Annotated in this window: 11 protein-coding genes; 9 read left to right on the top strand and 2 right to left on the bottom strand. The window is 38.3% G+C overall.

Annotated elements, in window-relative coordinates:
* The first annotated feature begins 78 nt into the window (after nucleotides 1–78).
* Nucleotides 79–1119, top strand: coding sequence for a recombinase RecA (recA, locus tag K4422_RS05425; RefSeq protein WP_206902671.1), 1041 nt, complete (start codon nucleotides 79–81; stop codon nucleotides 1117–1119).
* A gap of 51 nt (nucleotides 1120–1170) precedes the next feature.
* On the opposite strand, the gene K4422_RS05420 is transcribed toward recA, so the two are convergent.
* Nucleotides 1171–2778, bottom strand: a complete 1608-nt coding sequence (locus tag K4422_RS05420) for a C39 family peptidase (RefSeq protein WP_230709628.1) — start codon at nucleotides 2776–2778, stop codon at nucleotides 1171–1173.
* 374 nt (nucleotides 2779–3152) lie between these two features.
* Here K4422_RS05420 and K4422_RS05415 point away from each other — a divergent pair, with 374 nt between their 5' ends.
* The 8 genes from K4422_RS05415 to K4422_RS05380 all read left to right on the top strand — a co-directional run bounded on the left by K4422_RS05415 (nucleotide 3153) and on the right by K4422_RS05380 (nucleotide 13394).
* Complete coding sequence (locus K4422_RS05415) at nucleotides 3153–4097, top strand: ABC transporter permease (RefSeq protein WP_206902647.1); 945 nt, start codon at nucleotides 3153–3155, stop codon at nucleotides 4095–4097.
* Nucleotides 4098–4110: 13 nt separating this feature from the next.
* Entirely contained in the window at nucleotides 4111–5037 is a 927-nt protein-coding gene (locus K4422_RS05410) for a carbohydrate ABC transporter permease (protein ID WP_206902646.1), read from the top strand.
* A gap of 18 nt (nucleotides 5038–5055) precedes the next feature.
* A complete protein-coding gene (locus K4422_RS05405) occupies nucleotides 5056–6525 on the top strand; it encodes an ABC transporter substrate-binding protein (protein ID WP_206902645.1) in 1470 nt (489 codons plus the stop codon).
* Between the two features lie 203 nt (nucleotides 6526–6728).
* A complete protein-coding gene (locus tag K4422_RS05400; protein WP_206902644.1) occupies nucleotides 6729–7343 on the top strand; it encodes a YesL family protein in 615 nt (204 codons plus the stop codon).
* A complete protein-coding gene (locus tag K4422_RS05395; RefSeq protein WP_206902643.1) occupies nucleotides 7336–9063 on the top strand; it encodes a sensor histidine kinase in 1728 nt (575 codons plus the stop codon). Before K4422_RS05400 ends, K4422_RS05395 begins: the two co-directional genes overlap by 8 nt.
* Complete coding sequence (locus K4422_RS05390; protein WP_230709625.1) at nucleotides 9056–10540, top strand: response regulator transcription factor; 1485 nt, start codon at nucleotides 9056–9058, stop codon at nucleotides 10538–10540. The genes K4422_RS05395 and K4422_RS05390 overlap by 8 nt, the downstream gene beginning before the upstream one ends.
* 72 nt (nucleotides 10541–10612) lie before the next feature.
* Nucleotides 10613–12007 carry a glycoside hydrolase family 1 protein gene (locus K4422_RS05385; protein WP_230709624.1) on the top strand — a complete coding sequence of 465 codons (1395 nt, stop codon included), beginning with the start codon at nucleotides 10613–10615 and terminating at the stop codon, nucleotides 12005–12007.
* A 529-nt stretch (nucleotides 12008–12536) separates the two neighbouring features.
* Complete coding sequence (locus K4422_RS05380) at nucleotides 12537–13394, top strand: ROK family protein (protein ID WP_230709623.1); 858 nt, start codon at nucleotides 12537–12539, stop codon at nucleotides 13392–13394.
* Between the two features lie 45 nt (nucleotides 13395–13439).
* Here the strand turns inward: K4422_RS05380 and K4422_RS05375 are convergent, their stop codons facing one another.
* Nucleotides 13440–14300 carry a helix-turn-helix domain-containing protein gene (locus K4422_RS05375; RefSeq protein ID WP_230709622.1) on the bottom strand — a complete coding sequence of 287 codons (861 nt, stop codon included), beginning with the start codon at nucleotides 14298–14300 and terminating at the stop codon, nucleotides 13440–13442.
* Nucleotides 14301–14740: the final 440 nt, after the last annotated feature.

Below are 14740 nucleotides of genomic sequence, written 5' to 3'. Positions count from 1 at the left end.
TTTATGTTTGGTTACAAGTTTCGCTTCAAAAGATGAAGCTTTTGGTAAATAGATGACAAGATAATGGAGGGAATTCATTTGGCAGACGATCGCAAAGCAGCCTTAGATGCTGCGTTAAAGAAAATTGAAAAAAACTACGGTAAAGGCGCCGTGATGAAATTAGGAGAAAAGGCAGATCAACAAGTTTCCACTATTCCAAGTGGTTCGCTGGCTTTAGATGTAGCCTTAGGTGTTGGCGGTTATCCTCGTGGCCGAATTGTTGAAATTTACGGTCCTGAAAGTTCTGGTAAAACAACCGTTGCGCTACACGCGATTGCGGAAGTGCAAAAAAATGGCGGGACAGCTGCTTTTATCGATGCAGAGCACGCGTTAGATCCGTTGTATGCACAAAAATTAGGCGTCAATATTGACGAGTTACTATTGTCACAACCAGATACAGGGGAACAAGGATTGGAAATTGCGGATGCTTTGGTTTCCAGTGGTGCCATTGACATTGTTGTTATCGACTCGGTGGCAGCTTTAGTACCCCGGGCAGAAATTGATGGTGAAATGGGGGATGCCCATGTTGGTTTGCAAGCGCGTTTGATGTCACAAGCATTGCGCAAACTTTCAGGCTCCATTAATAAAACCAAAACAATCGCAGTCTTTATTAACCAAATTCGTGAAAAAGTCGGCATTATGTTTGGTAACCCCGAAACAACACCAGGTGGACGGGCGTTGAAATTCTACGCAACGATTCGTTTAGAAGTTCGTCGTGCAGAACAATTAAAATCTGGGACAGATATTATTGGGAACCGGACGAAAATCAAAGTTGTTAAAAACAAAGTAGCGCCACCTTTTAAAATAGCTGAAGTCGACTTAATGTATGGTCAAGGTATCTCGCAAGAAGGAGAGCTTTTAGATATGGCGGTAGAACAAGATATCGTTGATAAAAGCGGTGCTTGGTATTCTTACAAGGGCGATCGTATCGGCCAAGGTCGTGATAATGCCAAAAACTACATGAAAGAACATCCTGAAATGAAAGCTGAAATCTCAACGCGTGTCAGAGAAGCATATGGCATCGGAGATGGTAGTGAAGTAACTGTTGAAGAAGCACAAGAAGAATTACCTTTAGATTAATTTAAACAGGACAAAATCCCCGCGAAAATTTTTTCGCGGGGATTTTTTGTCTTATCTCACCAAAACAGCAAGCCGGGAAACATTATAGGCTGTTTCAAAAGATTTTCCAGCAATCCAACCGGGGCCAAAAACAGGATCGACCACGTGATAAAAGCCATCTTTATAACCGTCTAATGTTACGACATGACGATTCCAAATGGCATCGCCCCAAAACATGCGTTTGTGTTCTGCTGGTGCAAAAGCATAGGTAACCCAGGTTACAACAGGATTGCCCTTGGCTATTTCACCTTTTAAAGTTTGAATAGTAGCACCGGAAATATTTGTGAGTTTGCCACCGTTTTGATTGCCCCATTTAACGACAGGACTTGGATTCATTCCTTGGTAAGTTCCGTTGACGTTATGGCGCCATTCACCAGAAAAGCCGTTATTGGGATTATTATTTGGTGATAAGGGCATCGATTTAACGAAGGTCATCAAATTTTGATTGGTTGCAATTTTTTTGTAATGGAGGGCTTGTAAAAGTGAAGTGCCTTCACATAACATCGTATTGCCTTGGCTAATAAAAGGCACACCTAACAAAATCGTTTTATTTGGTTTTGGTGCAGCACTAATTGCTGTAGCACCACTATTAATATAGCCCAACCAGGTTCCTTTTTGATTGTAAAGGGAGTAATAAGTAGCGCCGTTAAAATGTTTATAATAGCCCTTGGCTAAAATGGGTTGGTTGGCAATGCTTGTGGCAGAGCTTTTGAATTGCCAATTAAAATTTCGCCAGACCGACCAATTTTTTGTAATTTTAACGTATTTGTTAAAGTTGTGATAATAACCTTGGGCAGCGACTTCTTTTACCCCACCAGCATTCAAATAGCCAAGCCATTTGTTTTTATTATCATAAAGAGAATAATAAGTGGCGCCATTAAAGTGAGTGTAATAGCCGGTCACTTTAACTACCCGATCACTTAATGTTGCAGCTTTGTATTTTGCTTTGCCGGCAAAATTATTCCAAATAGTCCAAGTCGGTTGGGAAATGGTGACATATTTTTGAATTTGGTGCCAACTACCTTGAATGGGAGTTGTTTTAGTTGCTGCGGCATTTAAATAGCCCACCCATTTGTCTTGATTATTGTATAAAGAATAATAGTTCGCGCCATTTTGATGGGTGTAGATGACCTTTACGTGAAGTAATTTCATATAATAACGGGAACTAACAGCGCGCTGTTGCCAAGAAAAGTTTGACCAGATAGCGTAATTTTTATTGGTAATTTGAACGTAAAAATTTGCCCCTTTAGCTTTAACCGGACTAGCGACTGCTGGTTTTTGGCTAGCAGATTTTACAGGAGTCACTTGTTGTGAGGTACTTTTAATTTTAGCCGCTGTTTTTACTTGGGGCATAACTTGTTCTTTACTGATTGAATTTGGTGTAACTTGATTGGTGGTAGTGGTAGTAGTTTGCTCTGTGGAAATTGCAGCGCTATTTTTACTAGTTGAAACAGATTCAGACAGGACAGCAGTTTGACTACTATTTTCAGTAGAGGTCGGCATTGTCGTATCTGAACTATCCTGCGTAGCTGCGATTGTTTTTGCTTGTGTTGGGAGGCTGCCAATGCTTAAAGCTGCTAAAAGCGCTAAGCTTGCAAACACTATTTTTGTTTTCTTCATTTTCTTAACTCCAAACGTCACTTTATTTCTCAAACAGCTGTTATTATACACCAGTGGTAAAAATACTGGAAATAATAATTGTTATCTCTTAGTTATAAGTGCAGTTTAAAAGAATATATCTTTAATAGTAGACAAAGTAAAATTAAGGATAATTTTTGTTATCTTAAAATAAAAACAGGTCTGCAGTTAAGGTTCCTAGCATATTTTAAATGTGAACAAAATATGAAAAAAGATATACCATTTCTAAAATTTGTTGCATTTTATCTAAAGTTTGTTCCTTACCTCTTTGTTTTGAAAGCGGTATTATTACTACGTCAGGAAGGCCCGTAAGATTAAAAAGGCCGTGATGCAGAAAAATATAAGGAGGTTTAAAGATGAAGAAAAAGAAAAAAGCGAGCTTTTGGCAAAATGTGTGGCGCTATAAAGCTTTGATTTTAATGGCGTTACCAGGATTTGTCTGGTTTATCTTCTTCTTTTATATACCAGTATTTGCCAATGTGGTGGCTTTTAAAGATTTCCACATTTCGCCAAATGGTTTTATTGATAGCTTGATGACGAGTAAGTGGGTAGGCTTTGATAATTTCAAATTCTTATTTGCTTCAAAGGATGCTTGGTTAATTACCCGCAATACAATTGCCTATAATGTCGTTTTCTTAGCCTTTAACTTATTCTTTGCGATTGCTTTTGCAATTATTATGAGTGAATTACGCAACAAAAAATTGGTGAAAGTTTATCATACGATGTCACTTTTACCTTACTTTTTATCTTGGGTTGTAATCGGTTACTTTGTATATGCCTTCTTAAGCCCAGACAAAGGGATCTTCAACTTATGGTTAACCAATAACGGTAAAAATCCGATTAACTGGTATACCGATCCAACTTGGTGGCCGTTGATTTTTGTTGTGATGAACGTTTGGAAGAGCTTAGGTTACAACAGTATCATCTATTATGCTTCTGTCATGGGGATTGACCCAACATATTATGAAGCGGCAATGGTAGACGGTGCTTCAAAATGGCAACAAATTAAAAACGTCACGATTCCGCAAATCGTACCAATGATGATGGTCTTATTGATTTTAAACATCGGGGGGATTTTTAGAGCAGACTTTGGGATGTTCTACAACTTGCCACGTAATAATGGGGCCTTGTATCAAGTGACGTCTGTTTTAGATACGTATATTTATAACGGCTTAACGGCAACTGGTGATATCGGGATGTCTTCTGCTGCTAGTTTATACCAATCTGTTGTTGGGGCGATTTTATTATTAGGAACAAACTTCGTGGTTCGTCGGATCGAACCAGATTCAGCATTATTCTAAGGAGGAGCGACACATGCGTAAAAAAGAAAAAGTCTCAAAAGTGGAAATTCGTTCCTTTAGTCCCACTGTTAACATTATCTTCAATATCGTCATTGCATTATTTGCGATTTCGTGTGTACTACCATTTATCTTTGTGGTGATGATTTCTTTGACAGAGGAACATTCATTAGCGGAGTTGGGTTATCGTTTTTGGCCTAAAGAATTTTCAACGGCTGCTTATTCTTATATCTTTGCCGGTAAAATGAGTGGAAAAATCTTCCGCGCTTTTGGCGTAACGATTTTTGTAACGGTGTTAGGAACTGTGGTGAATGCGACGATGACATCGCTTTATGCGTATGTAATTTCTCGTTCTAACTTCCCATTTCGTCGCTTCTTTACTCTTTTTGCCTTAGTTACAATGTTATTTACCCCAGGGATGGTAGCAACTTATTTAATCGTCAGCAATATGCTTTATTTGAAAGATACAATTTGGGCGTTGATTTTGCCAATGGCATTGGGGCCGTTTAATATTTTAGTGATGCGAACCTTCTTTATTAAAACAGTACCAGATAGTATTATTGAGTCGGCTCGGATTGACGGTGCTACAGAACTACGGATTTTTACGAAAATCGTTTTACCTTTAGCAGTACCAGGGATTGCCACGATCAGTTTGTTTGCCGCATTAGGTTATTGGAACGACTGGTTTAATGCATTGCTTTATATTCAAAATGACAACTTGGTACCATTGCAATATTTATTGATGAAAATCCAAAGCAACTTGGATTTTCTAGCCAAAAATGCTGGGATGGGTGCGCAAATCCAAGGTGGACTTGCTGCGTTACCGTCTGAATCAGCTCGCATGGCAATCGTTGTGGTTTCAACATTACCGATCGCATTGACCTATCCGTTTTTCCAAAAATATTTTGTCGGCGGATTGACAATCGGCGGAGTGAAAGAATAAAAGAGTGGAGGAGAAGTAATGAAAACGTGGAAAAAAGTGCTAGGTGTTAGTGCATTGGCATTAATGACAGCAGGGTTAGCAGCTTGTGGCAACCAAAAAGAAGCTTCAAAAGACTCAGAAGCAAGCGGCGACTCAAAAACATTATTAATGTATCAAGTAGGGGACAAACCTGAAAATTACGATGAATTAATGAAAATCGCCAACAAACGCATTAAAGAAAAAATTGGTGTAACCATTGATTTACAATATATCGGTTGGGGTGACTGGGATAAGAAAATGCCAACCATCATCAACTCTGGTGAAAGCTATGATATTGCCTTTGCTTACCAATATGTGGCAAACGCACAAAAAGGTGCTTTTGCTGACTTGACTGAATTATCACAAAAATATGCCAAAGATTACATGGATCAACTACCTGAAATGTACAAAAAGGGAAATGAAGTTGATGGTAAATTATACGCTATCCCAGTTTACGGGAATGCTTGGGCACAACAAGTATTAACTTTCAACGATCAATACGTGAAAAAATACAACTTGGATATTTCAAAAGTTGACGGTTCTTATCAATCAGCGACCGAAGTTCTAAAACAATTCCATGAAAAAGAACCAAATATTGCTGCTTTTGCAATTGGTCAAAGTTTTAATGCTTCTTCTAATCTAGACTTCCCATTAGGAAAAGATTATCCTTTTGCAGTTCGTTTAGATACAGATGGCGCACCAAAAATCATCAACCAATACGAAGATAAAGAATTCCAAAACAACTTAAAAACATTGCATGAATGGTACAAAGAAGGTTTGATTCCAACGGATGCTGCAACCAACACAACTGGTTTCCCATTAGAAGGAAACACTTGGTTCATGCGTGAAGAAACACAAGGACCAATGGATTACGGCGATACAATTTTACGTAATGCAGCCCAACAAGATTTAACTTCTCGTCCGTTAACAAGCCAATTGAAAACAACTAGCCAAGCGCAAATGGCAAACTTTGTTGTTTCAAACACTTCAAAAAACAAAGAAAAAGCTGTTGAATTCTTGAACTTGTTAAACACGGATCCTGAATTATTAAATGGTTTAGTTTATGGTGTTGAAGGCAAAGCTTGGGAAAAAGTTGGCGACGATAAATTGAAATTACTAGATGGTTACAAACCAAATGAACACATGGCGGCTTGGAACACTGGTAACAACATGATCTTATACACTCAAGATACAATTACTGACGATCAAATCAAACAAAGAGATGAAAGCATTGAAAAAGCACAAACTTCTCCAATTTTAGGTTTCAATGCCAAAACAGATAATTTCAAAACACAATTATCTAGCATCATGAATGTAATGAATCGTTACAAAGCTAACTTAAATACTGGTTCAATCGATCCTGAAAAAACAGTTCCAGAATTAGTTTCAGAACTTAAAAAAGCTGGTTGGGACGATGCCCAAAAAGATATGCAAAAACAATTGGATCAATTTGTCAAAGACAATAAATAATTAATTGAAACGTATTCTCCTTTAGAAATCGTCAGTGGTGGTAATTATTTGCTACCACTGGCTTTTCTCTTAAGGGAAATGTGGTAAAATTTGGTGGTTAAAGCTGAGAGAAGAAGGAATTGTTTTTTCAGCTGTAAGTATCAAAGCAACCGAACTTTTAAGTTGAAAGATTTTTTACAGTATTTTATAAAGGAGTTTTTTAGATGGTAAGTAGTGGGATTCAGCGACTATTTTATGTAGTCTGGATGATTATTAAATTAAACTTATATTTTGTGTTGTTTACCTTGATGGGAGGCGTGATTTTTGGTGCAGGCCCAGCTTTTCAAACCATGACGGATTTATTGATGGAACACGGTATTGATTATCAACAAGTCACTTTCAAACGCTTCATGACCCATTGGAAAGCCAATTTTAAACGCAGCAATGTTCATTTTTTGATTTTTGCAGGCATCAGCTTTTTCTTAGGGTACAATTTGTATTTGTCAGCGCAAATTCAAGGCTTGTTATGGCTGGTTATTGATTTTATCTTAGCCTTTGTGTTGCTGTTAATTGCCGTGTTATACCTTTATGTGACCCAATATGAAACCAAGTATGAGATTTCCCATTTCAATTTGTTTAAATTAGCCTTTATCAGTGTCTTTTTAAACTTTGGCGCTTTTTTGAAAGTACTCTTTGGCTTAGTTTCGATCTTTGTTTTGACCTGGTTTTTCAAAGGGTTATTCCTTTTTGCTACGTTTTCGTTAATTGCCGTCTGGAGTGGTTTTGCTACCAAGGATAATCGCTTTATGGTGGCAGGAAAGCTGGCGAGACATGGCTAAATTTTTAGCACGCTTTTACAAAAGAAACTATTTAATGAATCGCTTGATGCAAATTTACAGCCTTCTGTTGGTGGGAGTTATCCTGCTGACGGTGGCTGCTTTGTGCGTTTATACGGCCGATAGCAATTACCGCAAAATGACGAGTGATTTAGCGGGATTGGAAAATCGAATTATGAATTCAGTGGAAGACAACAATGATACGCTGAGTTTTATCTATATGGAATTAGCTGGTTCCAATGCGGCCATTGATAATGTGCGGCAGTATTTGAATTTATCTGCGGCAGATTATTTTGAATACACGCAAGATTCCTGGCAAGCGTATCAGCGGGATACGCGTATTTCAGAGACCATCAATGGTTTTTTTAATGCCTTTAACGACTTGGATCAACTTTATGTCACCTTAGATGGTTCAAAAGACTATTTAATGGCGGATAGTTACAATCATAATGGTCGCAAGCTACAGGGCAAGATGCCTGCAAAAAGCGGCTTTGTGATTACGCGTCCGATTGTAGATCAATATGGTTCTCAAATGGTTGGCGAGATTTCAGCGGTCTTTTCTCGGGCGGCAGTGCTGGGAATGTTGGAAAATTCGATGGTGGAAGATGGCATGGATGCCTATATCTTTGATAATGCGAATAATCCGATGTTTACGACCCACAACCAGCTTAGCAATAAAGCGTATCAAAAGTTGGTGTATGCTATTGAAAATAAACAACCATTGCCTAAAAAAATCACAGATAAATACTATGTCCTACAAAAGAAAACGAGTCGGGATCTTTCGTATGTTTTATTAGCCAGCAAACAGGTTTTGTGGCAAAAAAATCTCCGAACCTTTGCAATTGCTATTTTGGTAGGCAGTGGGTTGGCGGCAATTTTGTTAATCACCTTGAATCGAACCTTTAAGCGTTATTTTCAGCAAATTGAAACCATTGTGGGCATCACCCATAGCGTAGCAGAAGGAAACTTGCAAGAGCGCATTGACGTCAATAAAGTCCAAGATGAATTGTACGACTTATCTGAAGCCATCAACTTTATGATTGCAAGTCTGGATCAATATATCCGCGATAATTACGAGCTGGAAATCAAGCAAAGAGATGCCCATATGCAGGCCTTACAGTCACAAATTAATCCCCACTTCTTGTACAATACGCTGGAATATATTCGCATGTACGCTTTAAGTAAGCAGCAAAAGGAATTGGCGGATGTCGTCTATGCTTTTTCTGCACTTTTGCGTAATAACACGACCCAAGAAAAAACAACGACGCTAAAAAAAGAACTTTCTTTTTGTGAGAAATATGTTTATTTGTACCAAATGCGTTACCCAGATCGCGTGGCCTATAATTTTGTTATTGCGCCGGAATTGGAAAATTTGATTATTCCCAAATTCACAATTCAGCCGCTAATTGAAAATTATTTTGTCCACGGAATTGATTATACGAGAAATGACAACGCGATTAGCGTGAAGGCCAATTTTGACGCGGATGCTATCGTGATTTCTGTTATTGATAATGGCAAAGGGATGACCCCAGAGCGCTTATCAGAAGTTAGGGACAAGTTGAAACAAACAGAAAATGAAGCGCAAAACTCAATTGGCCTGCATAATGTCTATGCGCGTCTGCAAAATACGTTTGGCGTAGGCTTTAGTATGACAGTAGCTTCCCAATTGGGTAAAGGCACCACTCTGACGATTAAAATCAAAGGAGGGCATAATTTTGTATAAAGTAATGTTAGTTGATGATGAATATATGATTTTAGAAGGCTTAAAACAAATTTTGCCTTGGGGTGATTTGGGTTTTGAAGTCGCAAAAACTGCCCGGACCGGCTTAGAGGCACTGGCTTATTTGAAAAACGAGTCGGTAGATTTGGTCATAAGCGACATTACCATGCCGGAAATGACCGGTATTGCGATGATTGATGCTGCTTATAAACGTGGGGATAAGTTTGCAGCAATTTTTTTATCAGGTTATCAAGAATTTGAATATGTTAAAGAAGGTATTCGGCTGGGGGTCAAAGATTATTTGGTAAAGCCGGTGGACCAAGAGGAGCTATTAGCCATAGTCAAAAAAATCAAAGAAGAATTAGATGAAGCCGCACATCGCCAAGAACAAGAGCAGCTGGTGTTGGAAAATAGCTTGAGCCGCTGGTTAAACGATGAGTTAAATGAATCGGACTTTTTTGAATTAATGGACCACTTTCAGACAAATCCAGCTGGCCCGTTTACGGTGATCAAAATTTTAAGTGATTCCGCTATTTTGTTAGAAATTGCAAAAGAAGCCAAAAAAAGTGGACAGCCCTTGTTGATTGCTGGCGGACCGCAACAACATCAGCAGATTACGTTGATTTTCACCGGGTTATCTGAGAAAGTATTACCTTTTTTGGCCTATTTAAAAAGACAGTATCCCGGCTTATTGAAAATATTTGTTGGCGAAACCATCAAAGAATGGGAAAATTTATACGAAAGCTATGAAAAAGTCTTGCAGATGGAAGAGTTAAATAATTTTTATCCGGATTTGTTGCCCACATCGCCGGTGGATTTGGCAGATGAATTAGGGGAAGGAGAATTTTCCTTTTTAGCTTTCAATAAATCATTAATGATTGGCGATCAAAAAACCATTCAACAGGAATTGGATGCTATTTTTGACGATGCAGTGGCACGCCAATTGCAGCCAGAAAACGCGCGTTACATTGCTTTTTTACTCTTTACCGATATTTCCCGGCAATATCCAACCGCAACCAAAGATATTTATGAAGCCACAATTGAAAAAATCCGTCATAGCCATACCGTCTACCAGCTTAAAGCGTTGTTAGAAGACGTTTTACAAATGGCAGATCGCCAACCGCTGGAAAAACAATTTTCCGAAATGACACAAAGAGTAATTGAGATCGTACAAAATAATTATCGGCAAGATTTAACTTTAAAATTAGTCGCCGACGAACTGCATTTAAACGCAGTGTATCTCGGTCAAGTATTTAAAAAAGAAATGCACAATAGTTTTTCCCAATACTTAAATCAAATTCGCATTAAACGCGCGCAACAATTACTGCTGCATAGTAATCTAAATATTAATGAGATCGCCGATGAGATTGGCTATAACAATACCAACTATTTTTCAAAAATGTTTAAAAAGTTAAATGGGATTACACCAAAAGAATTTCGGGAAGCCTATCACGGTGATTATTCTGATTTACAAAGTTAAGTAAAGTCGCAGCAGATGAAAGAAATTGTTTCATTTGCTACTTGCACCAAGCAAAATAAGGGGGAAAAGAATATGACAACAAAACAATTTCCAAAAGGTTTCTTATGGGGGGCGGCGACTAGTGCACCCCAGACAGAAGGCCATAGTTTAGAAAATGGAAAATCAAAAACAACGTGGGATTATTGGTATGAAACTTCACCAGAAAAATTTAATGATGCCCAAGGCCCAAAAAATACTTCTAATCTATATGAAATGTATGCTGAAGATTGTAAACGGATGCAAGAAATCGGGTTGAATTCTTACCGGACATCGATCGCTTGGGCCCGCTTATTGCCTGATGGGAAAACTGTGAATGAAGAAGCAGTTGCATTTTACCGGGACTATTTCAAAAAAATCAAAGAAAATGGAGTGGCACCCATTATCAATTTGTTCCACTTTGATATGCCAATGTGGTTAATGGAAAAAGGCGGCTGGGAAGCGCGCGAATCTGTGGCTGCTTTTGCCTTTTATGCTAAAACTGCCTTTGAATTATTTGGTGATTTGGTGACAGATTGGACAACCTTCAACGAACCGATCGTCCATGTGGAGATGGGGTATTTATACGGCTACCACTATCCGGCAATCGTTGATTTCAAAAAAGCTGTTCAAGTCGGGTATCATACGCTTTTGGCTCACGCGGCCGCAGTAAAAGAATTTCGAGCAGTTTTGCCAACCGGAAAAATTGGGATTATTTTAAACATTACGCCAACTTATACCCGCAGCACAGATTATGCAGATCAAAAAGCAGGTGTGGCTTCTGATTTATTAAACACGAAAAGTTTCTTAGATCCAGCAGTTCATGGTAAAGTTCCGCAAGAGCTGATTGATTTATTGGCTGAAAATCAATTGACACCAAAAACCAAAGAACATGATAAAGAACTGCTGCAAAATACGGTTGATTTTATCGGGCTGAATTATTACCATCCTCATCGCGTAAAAGCACCGCAAAATCCTGCCGTACCAGCTAAAATGCCAGAAGATTTATACGAACCTTACGACTGGCCAGAAAAACGAATTAATCCGTATCGCGGTTGGGAAATTTACCCAGAAGCTTTGTATGACGTGGCTATGATGATGAAAAACGAATACAACAATTTGCCGTGGTTTGTCTCTGAAAATGGAATGGGTGTCGCCGACGAAGAACGTTTCATGGATGAAAAGGGCATGATCCAAGATGACTACCGCATTGAATTTATGGTGGAACATTTAAATTATTTGCACAAAGGCATTGAAGCAGGTAGCAACTGCTTTGGCTATCATACCTGGACATTTATCGACTGCTGGTCATGGCTAAACGGCTATCGCAACCGCTACGGTTTTTACCGCGTTGATTTAGAAGATCACTACAAACGCAGCTTGAAAAAAAGCGGCCTGTGGTTTAAAGAAGTCAGTCAAAATAATGGTTACACAGATGCAAGTTCAACTTAATGGTATCTATTTAGTTGAACTGTATGCGAAGCAAAGCGGAGCTTTTGCCTTGTTGCTCATTTTCTAAACGAGCTGCTAAAACATCTTAATGAAAACGAGTTTTAAATGATTTGATAGTTCGGCAATAAGAAAAGTGTCTTAAGTGACAAAATACGTCACTCAGCCCCTTTATCTTATTGCTCACTATCAGCCCAATCATTTAAAACATCTAGCAAAACGAGTTTTAAACAACCTGCCAGCTCGGCAGTAAGAAAAATAGTTTCAATGATAAAGAACATCATTGCATCTATTTTGCCTTACTGCTCGCTAGCAAACCGGTCGTTTTAAACATCTAGCAAAACGAGTTTTAGCAGCTAGAAAAATCGACAATAAGAAAACAATCGCAAATGACAACAAGCGTCATTGCAAGTTCAACTTAATGGTATCTATTTAGTTGAACTGTATGCGAAGCAAAGCGGAGCTTTTGCCTTGTTGCTCATTTTCTAAACGAGCTGCTAAAACATCTTAAATAGGAGGTAAGGATATTATTATGGTACTTGCGGTTTTTGATATTGGTGGTTCTGCTGTGAAGTATGGAACGTGGAAAGAAAAGGCGTTATCCAATCAAGGAAGTTTTAAAACGCCAGCTACGTTTTCTGAAATGGTAGCAGAAATGAAAGGAGTTATTGCAACAATTGGGGCAATTGACGGGGTAGCAATTAGTTCGCCAGGGGCTGTGAATGTGGCAAAACGCCGAATTGACGGTATTAGCGCAGTGGAATATTTACACAATCGACCGATTTTTGATCAATTGGAAGCAGCGTTCGGTGTGCCCGTGACAATTGAAAATGATGCCAATTGTGCTGGTATTAGTGAAATTGAATTAGGAGCTGGGACAAAGGCGCAAAATGCAGTGTTTGTCGTGATTGGAACCGGGATTGGTGGTTCAATTTTTATTAATCGAAAAATTTATAAGGGCAGTCATTTGTTTGGTGGCGAATTTGGCTTAATGAAACCTTTTGGTAAAAGTATTTTAAGTCCGATTGGTACGGCGGTAAACAAAGCGCGGGAATTTTCTGAAGCGACAGGTCGTCAGGTAGATGGTCGCATGTTGTTTGAATTAGCAGATAATGGGGATGAAATGGCGCAAAACTATCTAGCCCAAATGTATGATGCATTGGCTCTTTCTTTATATGACATGCAAGTTTCTATTGATCCGGAAATTATTATCATTGGCGGCGGTATCTCGGTTAGATCAGACGTGATTGAAAATATTAAAGGGCGTATTTTTGATTTACTAAAATCAGAAGGCGTTGAAAGTATCATGCCAGAAGTTGTTGCTTGCGAATTTAAAAATGATGCCAATTTAATTGGTGCAGCTGCCAATTTTGAAGTTTTACAAGGCTAAAAAAAGGCCAATCAAGTACATTTAATGACTTGATTGGCCTTTTTTTTAGCTGTTTTCTCCGATGATTTCTTCATAAAATTCTTGTAATTCTTGGGCTTTTTCACTCATGCCAAATACGTTTAGTCCAGCGTAAAATTCAGTAAAATCGACTGTTGCCGCTTTTTTTGCATTGCGGGCTTGCAGTAGTTTTTCAAAATAAGTGGCCATCATTTTGGCGTACATGTATTTTGGTTTTTTTGCGACAGCCTGTAAGCCAGATAAAAATTGTACTAAAATATGATCATTTTTTCGTTGGAAACCAAGGATAATGCCATTAATAAAAAAAGTCGTCATCAGGGAAGTGTAGTAAGGGTTGGTGGCATTTTTAGTCAAGGTTTCTTTGGAGCTGTCAAAAAGAGCTAAAATCATTTCATCTGAAAAAGCGAACATTAAATTCATAAACGTCGTCAGCTCAAAGTGTTGCCAAACTTCCACTTTAAATAAATAGTCACAAATTTTAGTAATTTCTGCTTCATATTTTTTAGCGTCAAAGTGATTATTTTTATAAGCTAAAATCGTTTTTGTTTCAAACCACAAAATATAAAAATAGAAATCGTGACTTTCTAAATAAGCTTGCCAAATCTCTGCTTGTAAGCTGGGAGTGAAAGCGCCGGTATAGTATTCTTTGACAAATTGATCGGCCAATCGCCTTTTAGCAGAAATTTCCTGTTCCTCTAAAAGCAGCTGGTATTCCTCGACCCGCAAATTCATCCGGTCTAAATATTGAAATAAAATGCCACTTGAAAGCTCAGTTCCGCGATTTTCAAAGGAAGAAAGCGTCGTGCGGGAACTAATTCCTTCGCAAAGTTGCTTTTGCGTATAGCCTCTTTCGGTGCGTAATTTTTTGATTAAGTGTGCTTGGTCCATATCTACTCTCCTGTGACGCATTTTTGTACAAAGATATTATAGCCCGAAAAAAGTGATTATACTAGAGCAGTAAGAAAAAGCGAAATGAATTGTAGCTTAAAAGAGGAGTGACCGCGATGTATCCTAATTCACCATGGGAAGTCGAAGTGTTCTAATTAAAAATGAAAAAGTAGGGTTTTAAATCAGCAATGCAAAAGGGGAATGCAAATAAAGCTGATTCATTTTTTTAGCGGAAATAAAAATAAACGGACTTTTATTTTAGCGTGTCATTTGTGCTGACGGATTAAAGTAAAAGTCAAAATTTCATACATAAGGTTGCAAAATAGTTCGCCGTTTTGTCCATAGCGTCTTGCGCATTTGTCTTTTTTCTATATGAAAAAAGAGTTCAATAATAGCTCCCTTTATTTTGGAGTATTGTCTATATTTATAAAAACAAGCAA

It is taken from the genome of Enterococcus sp. SMC-9, assembly GCF_021011285.1.
In the GTDB taxonomy this organism is placed as follows: domain Bacteria; phylum Bacillota; class Bacilli; order Lactobacillales; family Enterococcaceae; genus Enterococcus_C; species Enterococcus_C montenegrensis.
The sequence above is the reverse complement of the archived record's forward strand: the minus strand, read 5'-3'. Positions and strand labels throughout refer to the sequence as shown.

Bases quoted from the DNA above. Each gene is read 5' to 3' on its own strand.
- K4422_RS05410 (WP_206902646.1), top strand. From the start codon at position 4,111: ATGCGTAAAAAAGAAAAAGTCTCAAAAGTGGAAATTCGTTCCTTTAGT.
- K4422_RS05405 (WP_206902645.1), top strand. From the start codon at position 5,056: ATGAAAACGTGGAAAAAAGTGCTAGGTGTTAGTGCATTGGCATTAATG.
- K4422_RS05380 (WP_230709623.1), top strand. From the start codon at position 12,537: ATGGTACTTGCGGTTTTTGATATTGGTGGTTCTGCTGTGAAGTATGGA.
- K4422_RS05415 (WP_206902647.1), top strand. From the start codon at position 3,153: ATGAAGAAAAAGAAAAAAGCGAGCTTTTGGCAAAATGTGTGGCGCTAT.
- K4422_RS05420 (WP_230709628.1), bottom strand. From the start codon at position 2,778: ATGAAGAAAACAAAAATAGTGTTTGCAAGCTTAGCGCTTTTAGCAGCT.
- K4422_RS05395 (WP_206902643.1), top strand. From the start codon at position 7,336: ATGGCTAAATTTTTAGCACGCTTTTACAAAAGAAACTATTTAATGAAT.
- K4422_RS05385 (WP_230709624.1), top strand. From the start codon at position 10,613: ATGACAACAAAACAATTTCCAAAAGGTTTCTTATGGGGGGCGGCGACT.
- K4422_RS05400 (WP_206902644.1), top strand. From the start codon at position 6,729: ATGGTAAGTAGTGGGATTCAGCGACTATTTTATGTAGTCTGGATGATT.
- K4422_RS05375 (WP_230709622.1), bottom strand. From the start codon at position 14,300: ATGGACCAAGCACACTTAATCAAAAAATTACGCACCGAAAGAGGCTAT.